The organism is Mycobacterium sp., from assembly GCF_029961025.1.
In the GTDB taxonomy this organism is placed as follows: domain Bacteria; phylum Actinomycetota; class Actinomycetes; order Mycobacteriales; family Mycobacteriaceae; genus Mycobacterium.
The window spans coordinates 32,927-51,327 of sequence record NZ_JASBVP010000013.1; the positions used below are offsets into that span (position 1 = coordinate 32,927).

At 66.5% G+C, this 18,401-nt stretch carries 13 protein-coding genes and 2 pseudogenes; 6 read left to right on the plus strand and 9 right to left on the minus strand.

All coding sequences use genetic code 11. The annotated features are described in order from the left end of the window. Window positions 1-4: 4 nt before the first annotated feature. Together QJR12_RS14915 and QJR12_RS14920 are read right to left on the minus strand one after the other, a co-directional pair. Window positions 5-1,960: an ABC transporter ATP-binding protein gene (locus QJR12_RS14915; RefSeq protein WP_300583843.1), complete on the minus strand. Its 1,956-nt coding sequence runs from the start codon at window positions 1,958-1,960 to the stop codon at window positions 5-7. After that, window positions 1,957-3,711: an ABC transporter ATP-binding protein gene (locus QJR12_RS14920; protein WP_300583845.1), complete on the minus strand. Its 1,755-nt coding sequence runs from the start codon at window positions 3,709-3,711 to the stop codon at window positions 1,957-1,959. Before QJR12_RS14920 ends, QJR12_RS14915 begins: the two co-directional genes overlap by 4 nt. A gap of 202 nt (window positions 3,712-3,913) precedes the next feature. Between QJR12_RS14920 and QJR12_RS14925 the strand changes: the two genes are divergently transcribed. Together QJR12_RS14925 and QJR12_RS14930 are read left to right on the plus strand one after the other, a co-directional pair. Continuing rightward, on the plus strand, window positions 3,914-4,411 hold the full coding sequence (locus QJR12_RS14925; RefSeq protein ID WP_300584011.1) for a DUF3558 domain-containing protein: 498 nt from the start codon (window positions 3,914-3,916) through the stop codon (window positions 4,409-4,411). Window positions 4,412-4,431: 20 nt separating this feature from the next. Next, window positions 4,432-4,962, plus strand: coding sequence for a DUF3558 domain-containing protein (locus QJR12_RS14930; RefSeq protein ID WP_300584013.1), 531 nt, complete (start codon window positions 4,432-4,434; stop codon window positions 4,960-4,962). A 54-nt stretch (window positions 4,963-5,016) separates the two neighbouring features. Here the strand turns inward: QJR12_RS14930 and QJR12_RS14935 are convergent, their stop codons facing one another. Next, on the minus strand, window positions 5,017-5,523 hold the full coding sequence (locus QJR12_RS14935) for a histidine phosphatase family protein (protein ID WP_300583847.1): 507 nt from the start codon (window positions 5,521-5,523) through the stop codon (window positions 5,017-5,019). A 168-nt stretch (window positions 5,524-5,691) separates the two neighbouring features. Between QJR12_RS14935 and QJR12_RS14940 the strand changes: the two genes are divergently transcribed. Further along, the gene (locus QJR12_RS14940) at window positions 5,692-6,843 is read left to right on the plus strand and encodes an exonuclease SbcCD subunit D (protein WP_300583849.1); all 1,152 of its coding nucleotides are present in this window, start codon (window positions 5,692-5,694) and stop codon (window positions 6,841-6,843) included. After that, entirely contained in the window at window positions 6,840-9,461 is a 2,622-nt protein-coding gene (locus QJR12_RS14945) for an AAA family ATPase (protein ID WP_300583851.1), read from the plus strand. The genes QJR12_RS14940 and QJR12_RS14945 overlap by 4 nt, the downstream gene beginning before the upstream one ends. A gap of 71 nt (window positions 9,462-9,532) precedes the next feature. Here QJR12_RS14945 and QJR12_RS14950 read toward each other — a convergent pair whose 3' ends face one another. The 4 genes from QJR12_RS14950 to QJR12_RS14965 are packed head-to-tail and all read right to left on the minus strand — an operon-like array spanning window position 9,533 to window position 14,976. After that, window positions 9,533-11,152 carry an ABC transporter family substrate-binding protein gene (locus tag QJR12_RS14950; protein ID WP_300584015.1) on the minus strand — a complete coding sequence of 540 codons (1,620 nt, stop codon included), beginning with the start codon at window positions 11,150-11,152 and terminating at the stop codon, window positions 9,533-9,535. A 28-nt stretch (window positions 11,153-11,180) separates the two neighbouring features. After that, on the minus strand, window positions 11,181-13,061 hold the full coding sequence (locus tag QJR12_RS14955; protein ID WP_300583853.1) for an ABC transporter ATP-binding protein: 1,881 nt from the start codon (window positions 13,059-13,061) through the stop codon (window positions 11,181-11,183). Then, window positions 13,058-14,002, minus strand: a complete 945-nt coding sequence (locus QJR12_RS14960) for an ABC transporter permease (RefSeq protein WP_300583855.1) — start codon at window positions 14,000-14,002, stop codon at window positions 13,058-13,060. The genes QJR12_RS14955 and QJR12_RS14960 overlap by 4 nt, the downstream gene beginning before the upstream one ends. Beyond that, window positions 13,999-14,976, minus strand: coding sequence for an ABC transporter permease (locus tag QJR12_RS14965; RefSeq protein WP_300583857.1), 978 nt, complete (start codon window positions 14,974-14,976; stop codon window positions 13,999-14,001). The genes QJR12_RS14960 and QJR12_RS14965 overlap by 4 nt, the downstream gene beginning before the upstream one ends. A gap of 222 nt (window positions 14,977-15,198) precedes the next feature. Between QJR12_RS14965 and QJR12_RS14970 the strand changes: the two are divergent. After that, a pseudogene (locus tag QJR12_RS14970) lies at window positions 15,199-15,443 on the plus strand (hypothetical protein); the annotation flags it as partial. 59 nt (window positions 15,444-15,502) lie between these two features. On the opposite strand, the pseudogene QJR12_RS14975 reads toward QJR12_RS14970, so the two are convergent. Beyond that, window positions 15,503-15,910 (minus strand): annotated as a pseudogene (locus QJR12_RS14975) (malate:quinone oxidoreductase); the annotation flags it as partial. Between the two features lie 265 nt (window positions 15,911-16,175). Between QJR12_RS14975 and QJR12_RS14980 the strand changes: the two are divergent. Further along, window positions 16,176-16,592, plus strand: coding sequence for a hypothetical protein (locus QJR12_RS14980; protein ID WP_300580825.1), 417 nt, complete (start codon window positions 16,176-16,178; stop codon window positions 16,590-16,592). A 357-nt stretch (window positions 16,593-16,949) separates the two neighbouring features. On the opposite strand, the gene QJR12_RS14985 is transcribed toward QJR12_RS14980, so the two are convergent. Beyond that, the gene (locus QJR12_RS14985) at window positions 16,950-18,047 is read right to left on the minus strand and encodes an IS110 family transposase (RefSeq protein ID WP_300575550.1); all 1,098 of its coding nucleotides are present in this window, start codon (window positions 18,045-18,047) and stop codon (window positions 16,950-16,952) included. Between the last annotated feature and the right edge of the window lie 354 nt (window positions 18,048-18,401).

Genomic DNA, 18,401 nt, shown 5'->3' on the forward strand with positions numbered 1-18,401 from the left:
CGCGTTAAACGCGCGCCATGGCGTAGTACGCGCCTTGCCGAGCCAGCAGCTCGGCATGAGTGCCCTGCTCGACGATCCGACCGGACTGCATCACCAGGATGAGGTCAGCGTCGCGTATAGTCGAAAGACGATGGGCGATAATAAAACTGGTGCGATCGCGGCGCAGTTCATGGGTGGCTTGCGCAATTAACGATTCGGTGCGGGTATCCACTGAACTGGTGGCCTCGTCAAGGATCAGCAGCTGGGGGCGGGCGAGAAACGCCCGCGCGATCGTGATCAGTTGTTTCTCACCGGCGCTGATGTTGCCGCCGTCGTCGCTGACCCGGGTCTGGTAACCCTGCGGAAGGGTGCGCACGAATCGGTCGGCGTGGGCGGCCTTGGCGGCCTGCACCACCTCGTTTTCGCTGGCATCCGGCCGCCCGTAGGCGATGTTCTCCGCGATCGTCCCGTCGAACAACCAGGTGTCCTGCAACACCATCCCGATGCGAGAACGCAGCGAATGCCGGCTCATTGATGCGATATCGACACCGTCGATCAGAATCTGGCCGGAGTCGAGTTCGTAGAATCGCATCAGCAGGTTCACCAGCGTGGTCTTGCCGGCACCTGTCGGTCCGACGATCGCGACCGTGCTGCCTGGCTCGGCGATCAGGGACAGGTCCCGGATCACCGGCGTTCCAGGACGATAGGCGAAGCTCACGTGGCGGAACTCCACCCGGCCGTGCGGCTTTGACTGCCCGGGTCCCGCTCGGGCCACGAGCCGCCCCGAGTCGTCCCCGTGTGGGCGTTCACCGTTGAGCGACGGCAGCGCCAAAGCCCGGTCAGGCGCCTCCTCGGGCTCGTCCAGGAGTTCGAAGACCCGCGCGGCGCTGGCCATCCCGGACTGCAGGGTGTTATACATGGTCGCCAGCTGGGTCAGCGGCTGGTTGAACTGGCGCACATATTGGACGAACGCCTGGATGCTGCCCAGGGTGACCTGGCCGGTTGCCACCTGCAGACCGCCCACTACCGCGACCGCGACATAGCTGAGGTTGGCGATGAACATCGCCGCCGGTGACAACAGACCGGAGACGAACTGAGCGCCGAAACCCGCGTGGTAGACGTCGTCGTTGACGGTGCGGAACTGCTCTTGCGCCTTGGCCCGGTGGCCGAACGTCTTCACCACCGTGAAACCGCTGTAGGTTTCCTCGATGTGGGCGTTCAGCCGGCCGATGCTGGTCCACTGCGCGACGAAAAGCCGTTGCGAACGCCGGGCGATCACCCGGGTCACCACCACCGACAGCGGCACGCTCAGCAGCGTGATCCCGGCCAGCAGCGGCGAGATCGACGTCATCATCGCCAGCACTGCCAGCACCGTCACCACCGCGGTCAGCAGCTGGCTGACCGTGATCGAGATCGACGTCTGGATGTTGTCGATGTCGTTGGCAACCCGGCTCAACAGCTCACCGCGCTGCCGACCGTCGAAGTAGGACAGCGGCAAACGGTGCACCTTATCCTCGACGTCGCTGCGCAGCGCCCTCATCGTCCGTTGCACGGTCACGTTGAGTGTCCGGGCCTGCAGCCAAAGCAACAGTGCTGCAACAAGATATAATGTCAAGGCCAGTGCCAGTGTGCGACCCAGCGCGGCGAAGTCCACGCCGTAGCCGGGTCGCACGTTCATTCGCGCCAGCAAGTCGGCGAAGGTGTCCTCGCCGCGGGCGCGGGCGGCCGCCACGGCTTGCTCTTTGGTCGAGCCGGGCGCCAGCCGCCGGCCGATCACCCCGTTGAACAACAGGTCGGTGGCATGACCCAGCACTCGCGGGACAACCACCCCGATGGCGATTCCGGCCATCGACAGCGCGATCACCGCGGCAGCGGGACCTCGTTGCGGGACAAGTCGTTTCAACAGACGTCGCGCCGATCTGGTGAAGTCGTGAGTATGCTCTGCAGAGGTTGGGCCGAGCCCGCGCACTGGTGCGGTCATGGCCGACCCCCCACCCCGGCGCCCAGCGACTGAGACTCGACGAACTGGGTGTATGTCGGACAATCAGCCAGCAAGGACTCATGGCTACCCGTCCCCACCACCCGTCCGTCGTCGACGACGACCACTTGGTCGGCCTGCATGACAGTCGAGATACGTTGTGCCACGATAATAATTGTCGAATCCGCAGAGATCTCCCGCAGCGAAGCGCGAACCTGTGCGTCGGTGTGCACATCAAGCGCGGAGAACGCATCGTCAAACAGATAGATTGCCGGACGGCGAATCACGGCGCGCGCGATAGCTAGTCGTTGGCGTTGTCCGCCGGATAAGTTGATCCCACCCTGGGCCACCCGCATCTGCAGGCCGTCGTCGTGTGCTCGGACGAACCCGTCGGCGCTCGCCACTCGTAGGGCTTCCCACATCTCCGCCTCGGTGACTGCCTGCCCGGGGGCCGCGCCAAGCCGCAAATTGTCGGCAACCGTCCCGGAGAACAGATAACCGCGCTGGGGCACCAGCCCGATCGCCGCCCACAGTCGCTCGATGTCGTAGTCGCGCACATCGACGCCGTCGATACGAACGGCGCCCGCGGTCACGTCGCGCAGCCGACAGATCAGCGATACTAGCGTCGACTTGCCCGAACCGGTGCCGCCGACGATCGCGGTGGTGGTTCCGGGCCGCGCGGTCAGCGAAACGTTCTGCAGCACAGGCCGATCAGCACCGGAATGGCGGAAGGTGGCCCGGTCCAGCCGCACCTCGCCGGTCACCCCGCGCGGCGGGAACGAGGGCTGCCGCGGGGTCGACACCGAGGGACGGGTGCGAAGCACCTCGCCGATCCGTTCGGCGCACACCGATGCTCGCGGTAGCACCGCCAGCAGCATCGTCGCCATCAGCACCGCCATCAGGATCTGCATGAAGTAGGCCAGAAAGGCGATCAGCGAGCCGATCTGCACCCGGCCGGCGTCGATGCGCAGCCCGCCGAACCAGAGCAGCGCCACACTGGAGCAGTTGATGGTCAGGGTGGTCACCGGCGGCATCAGCGCTTGCCAGTTGCCCGCGCTCAGCGCGGTGTTCGACAGCGCGGCGTTGACGGCGGCGAACCGCTGGCGTTCGAAAGGCTCCCGCGCGAACGCCCTGACCACCCGCACACCGGCCAGTTGGTTGCGGAGCACCCGGTTGACGGCGTCGATCAGCTTCTGCATGCGCCGGAAGAGCGGCAGGGTGCGGGAGATGATGCAGTAGTTGGCCACAATCAGCACCGGAACGCTCACCAGCAGCAACCACGACAACCCGGCGTCCTGGCGGAGGGCCATCAAAATTCCGCCGATACACATGATCGGCGCGGCGACGAACACGGTGCACGACATCTGCACCAGAAATTGGATCTGACGGACATCGTTGGTGGTGCGGGTCAACAGCGACGGCGTGCCGAACCGCGCGGTCTCGTGCTCGGAGAAGGTGAGGACGTGGTGAAACATCGCCGAGCGCAGGTCCCGGCCGAATCCCATTCCGGTTCGGGAGCCGAAATAGACGGCCCCCACCGCGCACAGCACCTGCAGGCCGGTGACGGCGAGCATCACCCCACCGAGTTTCACGATGATGGCGGTGTTGCCCTTGGCGACGCCGTCATCGATGATCGCCGCGTTGACCGTCGGGAGATACAGTGACGCCAACGTGCTGATCAGCTGCAGCACCATCACCACCGCCAGCAACCGCCGGTACGGCCGCACGTACTGGCGCAGCAGTGCCAGGACCATCTGGTAACTGTCGCACACCCGGTTGCGGCCAGTCACTGCCCGCTGGCGCGCCGCAGGCCGGCTGCAGCGGGAAAGCCCAGCCCGGGCGCGCTCGGTGGTTGACCCGCCGGGCTGCCGCTACAGTGCATCCTGTGACGAGCAGAGGGCGAGCGTAGCGGTGCGGCGCGACGTGACGGCGCTGGCGCTGGTGGCGCTGATCGTGATGGTGGCCGCATGCTCCCATTCCGGCTCCCACCAATCCCCGCAACCGCCGTCGTCCACATCGGCGTCGGCGGAAGGCCGCCACGGCCCGATGTTTCCGCCGTGCGGCGGCATCAGTGACCAGACGGTGACGGAACTGACCAAGGTGACCGGGCTGGTTAATACCGCACAGAACACCGTGGGCTGCCAGTGGCTCGCGGGTGGGGGCATCCTCGGCCCGCACTTCTCCTTCTCGTGGTACCGCGGCAGCCCGATCGGGCGGGAGCGCAAAACCGAGGAACTCTCGCGAACCAGTGTGGAGGACATCACCATCGACGGCCACGGGGGTTTCATCGCTATCGGCAGCGAGCCCACCCTGGGCGATTCGCTGTGCGAAATCGGAATCCAGTTCAACGACGACTTCATCGAATGGTCGGTCAGCTTCAATCAGAAACCGTTCCCGGATCCGTGCGACGTCGCCAAGCAACTGACGCGGCAGTCGATTGCGAACGCGAAATGAGGCATTCGGCACGTCGGCGCATGCTTGCCCTCGCGGTGATTGTGATCTGCGCGGTGGCGGCGGGCGGGTGCTCGCGGTCCGTCGCCGGCAATCCGGTCAAGGCGGGCGGGGCGGGTGTTCCGCGCAACCAGAATTCCGAGCAGCAGTATCCCAACTTGCTCAAGGAATGCGAGGTGCTGACCACCGACATCCTGGCTAAGACCGTGGGTGCCGACCCACTTGACATCCAGAGCACCTTCGTCGGCGCGATCTGTCGGTGGCAGGCGGCCAACCCGGCGGGTCTGATCGATATCACCCGGTTCTGGTTCGAGCAGGGCAGCCTGAGTAACGAGCGCAAGGTCGCCGCGTTTTACAAGTACCAGATCGAGAGCCGTTCCATCGCCGGTGTGGACTCGATCGTCATGCGCCCCAATGACCCCAACGGCTCATGCGGTGTCGCCAGCGACGCCGCAGGTGTGGTCGGTTGGTGGATCAATCCGCAGGTGCCCGGCATCGACGCCTGCGGGCAGGCCATCAAGCTCATGGAGCTGACCCTGGCCACGAACTCTTAGCGGGTGCCGCCATCGGCCCTCGGTCGTCGTGGCGGCGACGTGGGTCCGGGCTGCTTAGCGCGGCACGTGGAAGTCGACCAGCGCGGCACCGCCACGATCGAGGTCTTGCCAACGGCCCGGCACCCGTAACACCGCGATCGCTGAGGTCGGAAACTTTGCCGAAACACGTTCGACCACGGCGGTGTCGGTGCCCTCGGCGCCGGCCAGGCGCAGCGCCACTTCGGAGATCGTCGGCTCGTGTCCGATGACCAGCAGGCTGTTCACCGCCTCCTCGACGTGGTGGATCTCGTCGATCACCTCCTCGGCGGTGACGCCGTACAGCCGGTCGACATAGCGCACCGGCGCGTCGACGCCGGCGCGGACCCAGGTCTCCCGGGCGCGGGTCGCCGTCGAGCACAACACCCGGTCGATGCCGGGGAAGTTGGCCCGCAGCCAGTCACCGGCCAGCCCCGCTTCCCGCACACCGCGGGGCGCCAGTGGCCGATCATGGTCGGCGACCCCTTCCGGCCAGGCCGACTTGGCGTGGCGCAGTAACAGCAGGGTGTGACGTCGATCGCCCACCCCGCCCACCTTAGGGGGTGGTGATGTGCGTGTCGCCGGGCAGCCGGTCCGCTGGGGCGCCCCGGTTGTGACGGCACTCAGACCTGCCGGCCGAGATCCCGGGGGTTGTCGGCACCCCGACCTAGACTCGCCTTGCCGTGAAAGCCGGGCGGTGTCGGGAGGTGGGGTATGCGATTCGTGCACACCGCCGACTGGCAGCTGGGCATGACCCGGCACTTCCTCGCCGGCGAGGCCCAGCCGCGGTATTCGGCCGCCCGCCGGGAGGCGGTGGCCGGGCTGGGCCCGCTGGCCGCCGAAGCGGGGGCGGAGTTCATCGTGGTCGCCGGCGACGTCTTCGAACACAACCAGCTCCCCCCGCAGGTGATCAGTCAGTCCCTGGAAGCCATGCGCGCCATCGGTATTCCGGTCTACTTGTTGCCCGGCAACCACGATCCCCTGGACGCGTCGTCGGTGTACACCGGTGCCCTGTTCACCACCGAATGCCCGGACAACGTCGTGGTGCTCGATCGGTCCGGGGTGCATGAGGTACGGCCGGGGCTGCAGCTCGTCGCGGCGCCGTGGCGATCCAAAGCGCCGACCACCGACCTCGTCGCCGAGGTGCTCGACGGCCTGCCGGCCGACGGCGTCACCCGGGTGCTGGTCGCTCACGGCGGCGTTGACATCCTAGACCCCGATCCGGGCAAGGCCGCGCTGATCCGGATGGCAGTCATCGAGGAGGCGCTGGCCCGAGGCGTCGTCCACTATGTCGCGCTGGGTGACAAACACTCGGTCACCAGGGTCGACGGCAGTGGCCGCGTGTGGTACGCCGGTTCTCCGGAAGTAACCAACTTCGACGACGTGGAACCGCGCCCCGGGCATGTCCTGGTCGTCGACATCGACGAAACCGATCCGGGCCGTGCCATCGGTGTCGACGTTCGCCACATCGGTCGCTGGCGGTTTCTGACCCTGCATCGCCAGGTGGACAGCAGCGGCGACATCGCCGAGTTGGAGCGGGCTCTCGACGCGCTGACCGACAAGGAGCGCACCGTGGTCCGCTTGGCCCTGACCGGGTCGCTGACGGTCACCGACCGCGCCGCGCTGGATGCCTGCCTGGACAGGTACGCGCGGGTGTTCGCCTGGCTGGGCATCTGGGAGCGCCGCACCGACCTGGCGGTGATCCCGGCCGACAACGAGTTCAGCGACCTGGGCATCGGTGGGTTCGCCGCCGCGGCCGTTGACGAGTTGGTGGCGATGGCACGTGGCGGGGACGACCAGGCCGCCGACGACGCCCGGGCGGCGCTGGCGTTGTTGTTGCGGCTCGCCGATGGGGGCGCGGCATGAAGTTGCACCGGCTGGTCCTGACGAATTACCGGGGCATCACCCACCGGGAGATCGACTTCCCCGACCATGGGGTGGTGGTGGTATCCGGCGCCAACGAGATCGGCAAATCGTCGATGATCGAGGCGCTGGATCTGCTCCTCGAGTCCAAGGATCGCTCCACGAGAAAGGAAGTCAAGCAGGTCAAGCCCACCCACGCCGATGTTGGGTCCGAAGTTGTGGCGGAAATCAGCAGTGGCCCTTACCGTTTCATTTACCGCAAGCGTTTTCACAAAAAGTGCGAGACGCAGCTGACCGTGCTGGCGCCGCGCCGCGAGCAGCTGACCGGTGACGAAGCGCATGAGCGGGTGCGGGCGATGCTCGCCGAAACGGTCGATATCGAACTCTGGCGCGCCCAGCGGGTACTGCAGGCCGCGTCGACCGCGGCGGTGGACCTGTCGGGCTGCGACGCGCTCTCGCGTGCGCTCGATGTCGCCGCTGGCGACGCCGGCAGGGTCTCGGGAGCGGAGCCGTTGCTGATCGAGCGGATCGACGCCGAGTACGCGCGCTATTTCACGCCGACCGGGCGTCCCAGCGGCGAGTGGGCCGCCGCGATCTCGCGTCTGCAGGTCGCCGAAGAGGACGTGAAGCGGTGGGCCGCTGCGGTTGCCGAGGTCGACGAGCGGGTCCAGCGGCACGCAGTGCTGACCGACGAGCTCGCCGGGCTGTCGCAACAGCAGCGCGCTGCCGACGCCCGGCACGCGGCGGCCCGGGCCGCTGCCAACGAGGTCGCTGCGCTCACCGCAGAACTGCACCAAGCACGGCTGATCGCCACCGCCACGGCGGCGACCAGCGCCGCGGCGACGGCCGCGTACGCCGAGCGGCTGCGCCTGCACACGGAAGTGGACACCCGCACCGCATCGGTCGCCGCGCTGCAGGCCGAAGCGCAACAGGCCGCCCAGTCACAGTCCGTCGCGCGAGAGGCGGCCGCCGCCGCAGACGCCGCGCTCGGGCAGGCTGCCGCGGCGTTGGCGGCCGCCCAACAGCGCCTCGACTCCGCCCGTGGCGTCGTCGACCAGCTCAGGGCTCGCGACGAGGCCCACCGCTTGAGTGGGCGGCTCGACAAGATTGACGCCGTGCAGCGTGACTACGATGACGTTTGCGCCGAGCTGTCCTCGATCACGATCACCGAAGACCTCGCGCACCGAATCGAAGACGCCGCGGTTGCAGTCGATCGCGCTCAAGCACAGCTCGCGGCGGTCTCGGCGACAGTGGAGATCACCGCCGCCGCCGACATCGAACTCACCGCCGAGCACCAACGGGTGTCGTTGCCGGCCGGCAGGGGCTGGTCGACGACGATCACCGCCGCGACCCAGATCGAGATACCCGGCGTGTTGACCGCGCGGGTGATCCCGGGCGCGACAGCGTTGGACATCCAAGCCGAATACGCTGCGGCACAACAGGATCTCACCGATGCCTTGGCGGCCGGTGAGGTCGCCACCCTGGCGGAGGCCAGACATGCCGAGCAGCGCCGCCGCGACCTGCAGAGCCGCCGCGAGCAGGCGGCCGCGACCCTGGCCGGGCTGTGCGGCGACGATCAGGTGGACCAATTGCGCTCGCGGCTGGCACAGTTGCGTGCCGATCTGGCACAACAGCCCGAGATCGGCACAATCGACGCCGCCGCCGCCCGCGCTGAACTCGATGCGGCCGAGGCGGCTCGCGCCGCCGCGGCGGCGGAATGCGAGAGACGCCGTCAGGCCGCAACCGCAGCCGCCCGTAAGCTAGCCGAAGCATCCACGCGTGCAACGCTTTTACAGGACAAGCTGACAAGCCAGCGTGCGGAGTTGGATGCGGCGGCCGACCGGCTGGCCCAGCAGCGCGCGGTCGCCGATGACGCGGAGCTGGCGAGTGCGGCCGACGCCGAGACGCGGGCGGCGCAAACCGCGAAGCAGCGTGTCGCCGAGCTGACCGAGCTGCTGGGAGCCGCAATGCCCGATGCGGTAGCCGCCGAACTGGCTGCGGCCGCCGAGGCGGCCGAGGCGCTGCGCGCCCGCCACGACGAGGTTTCCCGGGCACTGCGGGAACTCGGCGTCGAGCTCGCGGTGCTGGGCAGCGAGGGACGCAAGGGCAAGCTCGACGCCGCGGAAACCGCACGGGAACACGCTGCCGGCGAGTACGCCCGGGTGGGTCGGCGGGCGCGGGCCGCCGAGCTGTTGCGCTCGGTGATGGCGCGCCACCGCGACATCACCCGGCTGCGCTACGTCGAGCCGTTTCGCGCCGAACTGCACCGGCTCGGCCGGCTGGTATTCGGGCCGACCTTCGAGGTCGATATCGACGGTAATCTGCGTATCCTCACCCGAACCCTTGCCGGCCGAACGGTTCCCTACGAATCGTTGTCGGACGGCGCAAAGGAGCAACTGGGCATCCTAGTGCGCCTGGCCGGGGCGGCGTTAATCGCCAAGGAGGATACCGTTCCGGTGCTGATCGACGATGCCCTGGGTTTCGCCGACCCGGATCGGCTGGCCAAGATGGGCGATGTGTTCGACATGATGGGTGCCTACGGACAAGTGATCGTGCTGACGTGCACACCCGCCCGCTACCAGGGCGTGCGGGGCGCGCACCGGATCGCCTTGAGCGCATAGCACCCCGCCGTCAGGACGCGTCAGCCGCCAACTACCCCGAGCACGGTGCGGGGTTGACTTTCCCGGGTCGATCAGCTGCGCATGAACCCGATGGCGGTGTAGTCCACATCGGCCAGCCCGAACGCGCCGTAGTTGGCCAGGTTGCTGCGTACTGCGATATCCCCGGGTGACTGGAACAGCGGCAGGGAAAAGCCTTCCTTCCAGATCATCGTGTCCACCTCGTTGGCGAGCACCCGCGCCGTGTCCGGGTTTAGCTCGGATAGCGTCTGATCGATTTTGGCGTCGATTTTCGGGTTGCCGATTTTGCCGAAGTTGCTCTCACCATCGGAAGTGTAGATCTGGGGTAGCGCAGACAACGGGAAAGCGCCACCTACCCAACCGAATTGGGTGATGTCAAAATCTCCGACGCTCACGTACTGACTGAAGAATCCGGTGCCCGGCTTGACGTCGAGCACCAGTTTGACACCGATCTGCGCCAAGTTGTTCTGGGCGACCAGGGCGATCTGCCGGTTTGACGGCGCATCGTAGAACACATCGCGGATCACCAGTTTTTTGCCGTTTTTCTCCCGGACCGTCCCGTTGAGTTTCCAGCCCAGTGTGTCCAAATCCCGGCGGGCCCGGTCCGGATCGTAGGCGGCGGGCGCGCTGTTGTTCTGGTAGCCCAACTGGCCGACAACGTAGACGTGGTTGTTCAGCGGAGTCGGATGGTCGGTCAGCCCATGCTGGACAACGTCGACGACGGCCTGGCGGTTAATACCCCGGCAGATCGCCAGCCGCAGCTTCTCGTCGGCCAAAACAGATCCAGCCGCGCCGTTGAAGGTGATCTGGTACCAGGTAGGGGTCGGTGCGCGGCGGATCGTGATTCCGGGAGTGCGCTGGGCGGTGACCAAGTCGTCGAGGGTGCCCAGGCTGGCGGCATCGATAGCGTGGTTTTGCAGGGCGGGGATGACCGCGGTGGCATCGAGCACCAAAAACGTGATGGAATCCAGCCGTGGCGTCGCGCCCCACCAGCGGGGATTGCGGGTCAGCACAATGCGCTGCGCGGTCCGGTCGATCGTGGTGACGATAAACGGTCCGGCTGACGGCCCGGGGGCGTTGAGCTGACCCGTGTTGAAGACTTCGGGGTTGGCCGTCATGCTGCGGGGTTGGATACCACCGGCAAACATCCCGCGCCACTCCGAGTACGGCTGCGCGAACGTGACCACCGCCTGGCGATCGTCGACGCCCCTGGTCACCGACCGCACTCGCTCGAAGCCGGCCCTGCTGGCAATCAGGTAGCGCTTGTCGCGGCCGCTGCACGCCTCGACCTCCGATTTGAGGTCCTCCCAGGTGATCGGGGTGCCGTCACTCCAAACCGCTTTGGGGTTGATGGTGTAGGTGACGACCTGGGGATCGGTGCTGGTCAACTCGGCGCCGGTGAAGTAGTCGGTGTTGAGTTTCAGCGACCCGTCGGCCTGGGTGAGAAACGCCCCCGGCAGCGTCGGGGTGACAACCGCAGCGACATCGGCGGTGTTGCCGTCGATGTTCAACTCATTGAAGTTCGACGGGAAGGACGTCAGGGGGAGCCGTAGGTTGCCGCCGTCGCGCAGGGTCGCCGGGTTTTGGGGGTTGATGTCGCTGGTGGTTCCCACGCGCGCGGCATGCGCCTGCGGGAGGTCCCGGTATCCGTCCCCGCAGCCGGTGAGGATCAGCCCTAGCGCCAGTGCCAGCGGCGCAAACCTACGAATCGTCGGCCGGGGCGTCACGGTGAGATGCTAACCCGCCGTCGGGGCGTGCCCGCGGGACCGCGGCCAGCAATCGCCGGGTGTACTCGTGCCGCGGGTCGGTGAACACCTGCTCACTATCACCCTGCTCGACGATCGTCCCCCGGTACATCACCGCTACCCGATGAGCCAGGTGTTTTACCACCGAAAGATCATGCGATACGAAAAGATAGGACAATCCGAAACGCTGTTGCAGGTCCAACAGCAAATTGATGATGCCCGCCTGGATGGACACGTCGAGCGCCGACACCGGCTCGTCGAGCGCAAGGATCTTCGGTTGCAGCGCCAACGCCCGTGCGATCCCGATCCGCTGCTTCTGCCCGCCGGAGAACTCCGCCGGGTAGCGGCTGGCGTCGGCGTGGTCCAGCCCGACGATCTCCAGTAGTTCGGCGACCCGTTGTTCGCAGCGGCGCTTGTCGAATCCGTTGGCCACCAACGGTTCGGCGAGAACGTCGAACACCGGGAGCCGCGGGTCCAGCGACGCCACCGGATCCTGAAACACCACCTGCAATTCGGTGCGCAACCTGCGCCGGCCTGCGGGGTCGAGGGTGGCGACGTCGGCACCGAGAATCTCGATGCGACCCCTCTGGGGCCTGGCGAGCTCGAGAATCTGGCGCAGCGTCGTCGATTTGCCCGATCCGGACTCGCCGACAATGCCCAGGGTACGTCCCCGTTCCAAGGTGAAGCTGACACCGTCGACGGCCCGCACCTCGCCGACTTGCCTGCGCAACACGACACCCTTGGTGAGCGGGAAGGTCTTGGCGAGGTCGGAAACCCGCAGCACCACGGGGAGTTCGCCGCCCGTGGCGTCGGCGGTGGGCGGTTCGGTGGACACACCGTAGATCTCGGCGGCGGTGCGCCCGCCGACGTCGTCGGTGCGGATGCACGCCGCCAGATGTCCCGGTCGCACCGTAACGAGATCCGGCTCCGCCAAGCGGCATTCGTCAATAGCGAGCGGACACCGGGGGGCGAAGGAGCAGGCACCGATCGACAGCGACGACATCGTTGGCGGCGCACCCGGGATTGGAACCAGCCGGGTTCCCTGGCGAGCATCCAGCCGCGGAACCGAACCCAACAACCCCACGGTGTAGGGCATCCGGCGGTCACGGTAGAGCTCATCGACGGCGGCGATCTCGACCGGGCGGCCGGCGTACATGACCACCGCCCGGTCGGCGAACTCGGAGACCACACCCAGGTCGTGGGTAATGATCAGCACTGCGGCGCCGGTGACATCACGTGCGGTTTTAAGCACGTCGAGAATCTGCGCCTGCACGGTGACGTCCAGCGCCGTGGTCGGCTCGTCGCAGATCAGCAGGCCCGGGTCGTTGGCGATCGCGATCGCGATCACCACCCGCTGGCGCTCACCGCCGGAAAGCTCGTGCGGGAAGGCCCGGGCGCGCCGCTGCGGTTGGGCGATGCCGACCAGGTCGAGCAGCTCCACGGCGCGCTTGCGGGCGGCGCGCCGGCTGATGTCACGGTTGTGGACCTCGATGGCCTCGGCTATTTGGTCACCGACGGTGTAGACGGGTGTCAGTGCGGACATCGGGTCTTGGAACACCGTGCCGATCGCCTTGCCGCGGATCCGTGACATGGCGGTATCCGGTAAACCGAGTAGCTCCTCGCCGTGCAACCGCACCGATCCCGTCACGTGCGCGTGCTCGGGCAGCAATCCGACCACGGCCATCGCGGCGGTGGTCTTGCCCGACCCGGATTCTCCGACGATGGCCACTACTTCACCCGCGTCGATGTGGTAACTCATACCACGCACCGCGGTCACGCGGACGTCCCCGTTTTCGAAGGTGACGCTCAGGTTCGTCACCTCCAGCGCGGCTGTCACTTTGGGCGGCGCCTCGTGCGGTGTGACGCTCCGCTGCCCGGGTCCAGCGCGTCCCGCAGGCCGTCGCCGGTGAGGTTGGCGCACAACACGATAAGCACGAGAGCTCCGGCCGGGAACAAAAACACCCAGGGGAAGGTGGTGGCCGACGGCGTGCCGTCCGCGATCAGCGTGCCCAGCGATACGTCGGGCGGCTGGACACCAAACCCCAGGAAGCTCAAACCGGTCTCTGCCAAAATCGCGAACCCCACGTTGAGCGTCGCGTCGATGATAAGGATCGAGGCGACGTTCGGCACGATGTGATGCACGATAATGCGGCGGCTAGACACCCCCATATAGCGTGCCGCGCTGACGAATTCACGCTCTCGCAGGCTCATCGTCAGGCCGCGTATCATCCGCGAGCTGACCATCCAGCCGAACACTGCGAGCAACACGATGAGCCACAGAATGCTGCTCGACTGCTTAGTGCGCGGAGTGACGATGGCGATCAGGATAAAGCTCGGCACCACCAGTAGCAGGTCCACCAGCCACATCAGCGCCCGGTCGCGCCAGCCACCGAAGTATCCCGCCACCGTCCCCACGGTGGCGGCGATGCTAGTGGACACCAGCGCCACGCAAAACCCGATCAACATCGACTTCTGCATGCCGCGCAGCGTCCGGGCCATCAGATCCTGACCAAGCGCGTTAGTGCCGAACCAGTGCTTGAGCGAGGGTGGCTGCAGCAGCGCATCGTAGTCCAAAGTGGTGTAGCGGTAGGGCAGTAGCGGCGGTAGTGCATAGCAGCCGATGAACAACACCACTAAAAGACTCAATGCGATCACCGCGGGAGTGTTGCGGACGAACCGGCGTGCCAGGAGGTTGCGCCGCGACGCGAAGGCGGTGGGATGGATGCCGGGACCGACCGGTGTGGTTTCGGTGATTCCCGGGGTCGCTGACGCGGTCATAAAACTCGCACCCTCGGGTCCAATACCGCGTAGATGACGTCGGATAACAGGCCGGCGAGCAGCACCGCCGCTCCGCTGAAAACCGTGATCGCCGCGACGACGTTGGTGTCCTGGGTTGCGATGCCCTGCACCACCCATTCACCCATGCCATGCCAGCCGAAGATCTTCTCGACGAACACCGCGCCGACAACCAGGCCGCTCACCCCGTAGGCGAACAGCGTGGCCATCGGTATCAGCGCGGTCCGCAGCCCGTGTTTGAACAGGGCGCGCCGGCGGGTCAGCCCTTTGGCGCGAGCCGTTCGGATGAAATCCTCATGCAGCACGTCCAGCATCGCGTTGCGCTGGTAGCGGCTGAAGCTCGCGATCGCCATCAGGGCCAGCGTGAGACTGGGCAATATAATGTGCTGCACGCGGTCGATGAGCTGATGCCACACCCCAGCAGGCGGAATCGGTGAGGTCTCTCCCGTGTAGAGGAAGAGGCGCACCCCGAGCAACGTGTTCACCCGCAGGGCGCCCAGGATGAGCAGACCCGCCAGCACGAACGACGGGATGCTCAGGATGGCCAACGAGACCAGGGTGATTAGGCGGTCGCTCAGCCGGTATTGGCGCACCGCTCCCCACGCCCCCACCACAACGCCGATCATTGTGCCTAACACCGAGCCGATGGCCACCAGCCGCAGGCTGACCCCGATGCGGCGCCATAACTCCTGGGCGACGGGATGGCCGGTGACCGTTGCACCGAAGTCACCGCGAACCGCTCCGGAGAACCACGTCGCGTATCGAATCGGTATGGGTTTGTCCAGGCCGAGCTCAACGGCCTTGGCGTGGATGGCTTCAGGCGGCGGTGGCGGGTGGCGTTGGATGAAACTGTCCAGCGGATGAAATGTCACGGACGTCAGGCAGTACGTCAAAAACGACGCCAGCACCAACAACACGAGGTAGTTCAGCAACCTGCGCGCCAGAAAGCGGATCATGTCGGCCGGCCCCACGGGTGTCGCATGGGCACAGGGTAAGAGATGAATCCCCCGGCCGCCCGCTCGGCAACGGTGTGGGTTGAGCCGTTCACCCCGACTGCGTGTGCCCGATGATTGGCAAGCAAGTCGATCGAATTGATTTTGACGGGTGAAAACGAGGCCGCTAATTGTTAAAAGCCCCCGCTCCGGTGGTCCCTGCAACATCTATGCGGCAAAACGACAATATGCGAAGCACAAGGAGATTGGCGCGCGACGGCTACCGATGAATACCAGCCAATAACGCCGAATATGCGAGCACCTTCAAAGGACCGCCACCCATGCCGCCGAGCAAGCAGGTCGCAATCGCGGCGTGTATGGATGCTCGGCAATCGGCGCGCCGCATCCGAAATAGCCCGTTCGCCACCATGCATGAGTCCCTGCGCGGGTTCATCTTCATTGTGGCGGCCGGCAAACTCAACGAAGTCACCGCATTGATATGTAATTCGTTTTGTCAACCAGGCAGGGGGAAGCAGGCGCCGCGGCCGTGCGCCTGGCAACGGCGGCGCAGATAGTCGACGCGCTCGGCGCCGTGCACGAAGACGACGTGGGGGATCGGGTGCAGGAAGCTCCGAACGTCGGTCACGATGCCGGATTCCACCGCGTATGCCCAAAACTGGCGGGTGACCTGGAATTGCTCATTGACGTGCACGGCTTTGGTGATGTCGATGGAGCCGTCCCGGTCCGGGGTGTAAAACAACTCGCACAGTGCGGAATGCCCGGTCCCGGCGTTGTTCCATGGGTCGGTGCTTTCGGCGGCCGCGGCGTCCAGCCGTTCCACCAGCGTGATCGACCAGTCCGGCTGCAGTCGGCGCAGCAGTGCGCCCAGGGTGGCGCTCATAATGCCCGCACCCACCAGCGCAACATCCGTCTTAGCGGTTCGAGCTGGCTGTGACACCGGATCGCTGGTCCCTTGGGTTGGCGCGGACTCGCTGGGTCGCCGGGGGGCGCTACCCAGGTTATCCCGCGGGGCATGGCGTCGGGCCCGCCAATCCGGCCCGCATCACCCGGCGCGGGAGCCTCGGCGGTCAGGGAACGAGGAGCGGGCCGCGGCCGCTCCCGTCCAGAAGACACCCGCACTCCGGAACCAAAGTTGCCGCAGCGTCACTGTCGTTAAACTACGACTTCGGCAGCTCAACTCCCACCGGCGAGGCGGACACAACATGAGCCCCAACGACATGAGCCCCAACGACATGAGCCCCGACGAGAAGCACGACAGCGGCGACCCCGAGGCCACCACACGCGGCGCGGGCACCGAACACCGGGCGGTTGCCGGCAATCTGGCGGCGACTCAACGGCGTCCCTCGGTTTCCCTTGGCGAACGAACGCGCCGGCACCACGCCCACACGACGGTGGTCGCCGCCGGTCTCATCGGATCGATCGTCGGCGCCGTGGTCACCGCCGCGATGGTGGCACCTGCTTCTGCCGCAGCCGTTTTCACGTCACAGCCGCCGGCCGAAACGCTGCTTATCCTGCCCGATCAGCCATGGCCGGGGCCACCCGGTCCGCCCGGGCCTCCGCCGCCGCCCGACCCCTGGGGACCGCCACCGCCCGGCCCCTGGGGACCGCCACCGCCATAGCGATCGGCGCTCAGGCGGGCTGGCCGGCGGTCGCGCACCGATCACGCTTTGATATGTAATTCGTTTTGTCAACCAGGCAGGGGGAAGCAGGCGCCGCGGCCGTCGCCGGGCGCCTGCTTCCGGTTGACCGAATCGTCCCGGTTGGCGAGCGTGTCGAGGTTGTCGACGCGGGTGTCAAGTCTGATATTCGCGGGTTGGTTACCGCAGGACGGACTGTTCTGCTGGAGTGGATCGCGGATCTAGAGGTCGAGCGTCATCATGTTGTCAGGCAACAGGATTGCTCATAAAGCGTTCGCGGGTCACTCCCAGGCGCTGCCGCCACCAGGCTCGATTCGGGCAGTTGTGGAGGGCGCGGGTTTAGCTGTCGAGGACCGCCAGTGACCAGCACCAGCCCGCCAGTTCGCGGGCGATCGCGGTGTTGGCGACCACCGGGCGCTTGTTACGGGCATCGAAGCGACACCAGCGCTCGTGCAGGCGCCGGTTGGCCTGTTGGCCGCGCGCCCGTGCTGCCGGGCTGGCCGCGTCCCAGCGGCGCCGCATCACCATTCCGGGTCGGTAGGGCTGGCGGTGATGCCAGGCCGCCTCGATGAGCAGTCGGCGGGCGTGGCCGTTGCCGGTCTTGGTGATCGCCCCCTGCGAGCGGGAAGCCCCCGAGCTGTACTCGCATGGCACCAGACCCAGGTAGGCGCCGATCGAGCGGCCGGTCAACCGGTGCCAGTCGCCGATCTCGACGGCCAGCCCAAACGCCGTCAGCGTCGAGACCCCGCGCAGACAACCCAGCCGGGTCACCACCGGGGTGTAGGCGCTGTCGGCGGCCAACTTGGCGATCGCCTCGTCGAGGCGGTTACGGCGATCCACGGTGGCCAGCATCGTGTCCAGTGCCGTGTCGTAGGTGAGCTGCAACGCCGGTGCGTCAAACCGCTGCCGCTGCAGCCACAGTTCGTGCTTGCCGGTCCAAGTTCCTCCACCGGAATAGATAACCCCCTGCCGCAACAGCAGTTTCGACAATCGATGCCGGGCACTCATCAGATCCCCGCGGCAGTCCTCTCGTGCCCGCACCAGATCTCGGGCCGCCTCCTGCTCGGCGCTGGGAACCGTGACCTCCACAATCTGACCCAAATGCAGCAACCGGGCCAGATGCGCCGCATCACGGGCATCGGTCTTGACCCGATCCCCGGTCGGGCGTTGCAGCTTCGACGGAGCGGCCACCAGACACATCACCCCAGCCGCCACCAGAAAGCGCGCCAGACCGAACCCCGTCGGGCCAGCCTCATAGGCCACCGCGACCCGGCCCGGCAACGATCGCAACCACTCCAAAATCTCCTGATAATCCGGGGTCAACCGACGTTCGAATACCTCACCGGTATCTCCGTCCAACGCGCACCCAACCACCGACCGCGCATGCACATCCAAACCAACACTCGTACGCTGAACCTTCACTGGGGCCTCCCACATCTTGTGGCTCTACCGGCCAGGACCCGTTTCCTGTCGGCAACCCACGTTCACATGTGAGCGAGGCCCCAGCCCCCCATACCGTCTAGAGCATAGGAAGGCTCGCGATGGCACCGCTGTGGACTATGTCGCCCGGGGTGACGCCGCTGGATTCCAGGACAGCCGCAGTCGCAGCTGATCGTCACTGAGTACATCGGCGACCAGCAGGGGTACGACACGCTCGCCTCCGGGCTGGCCGGCCCCAGGGTCGCGGCGAAGGAGCATCGACGCGACCGGGATCAGGCGCTTGACAGTAGTGGCAAGGACTGGTTGCGTAGATCCCAATCGGATAAAGGCGGTAATACTAGCCATCGTTAC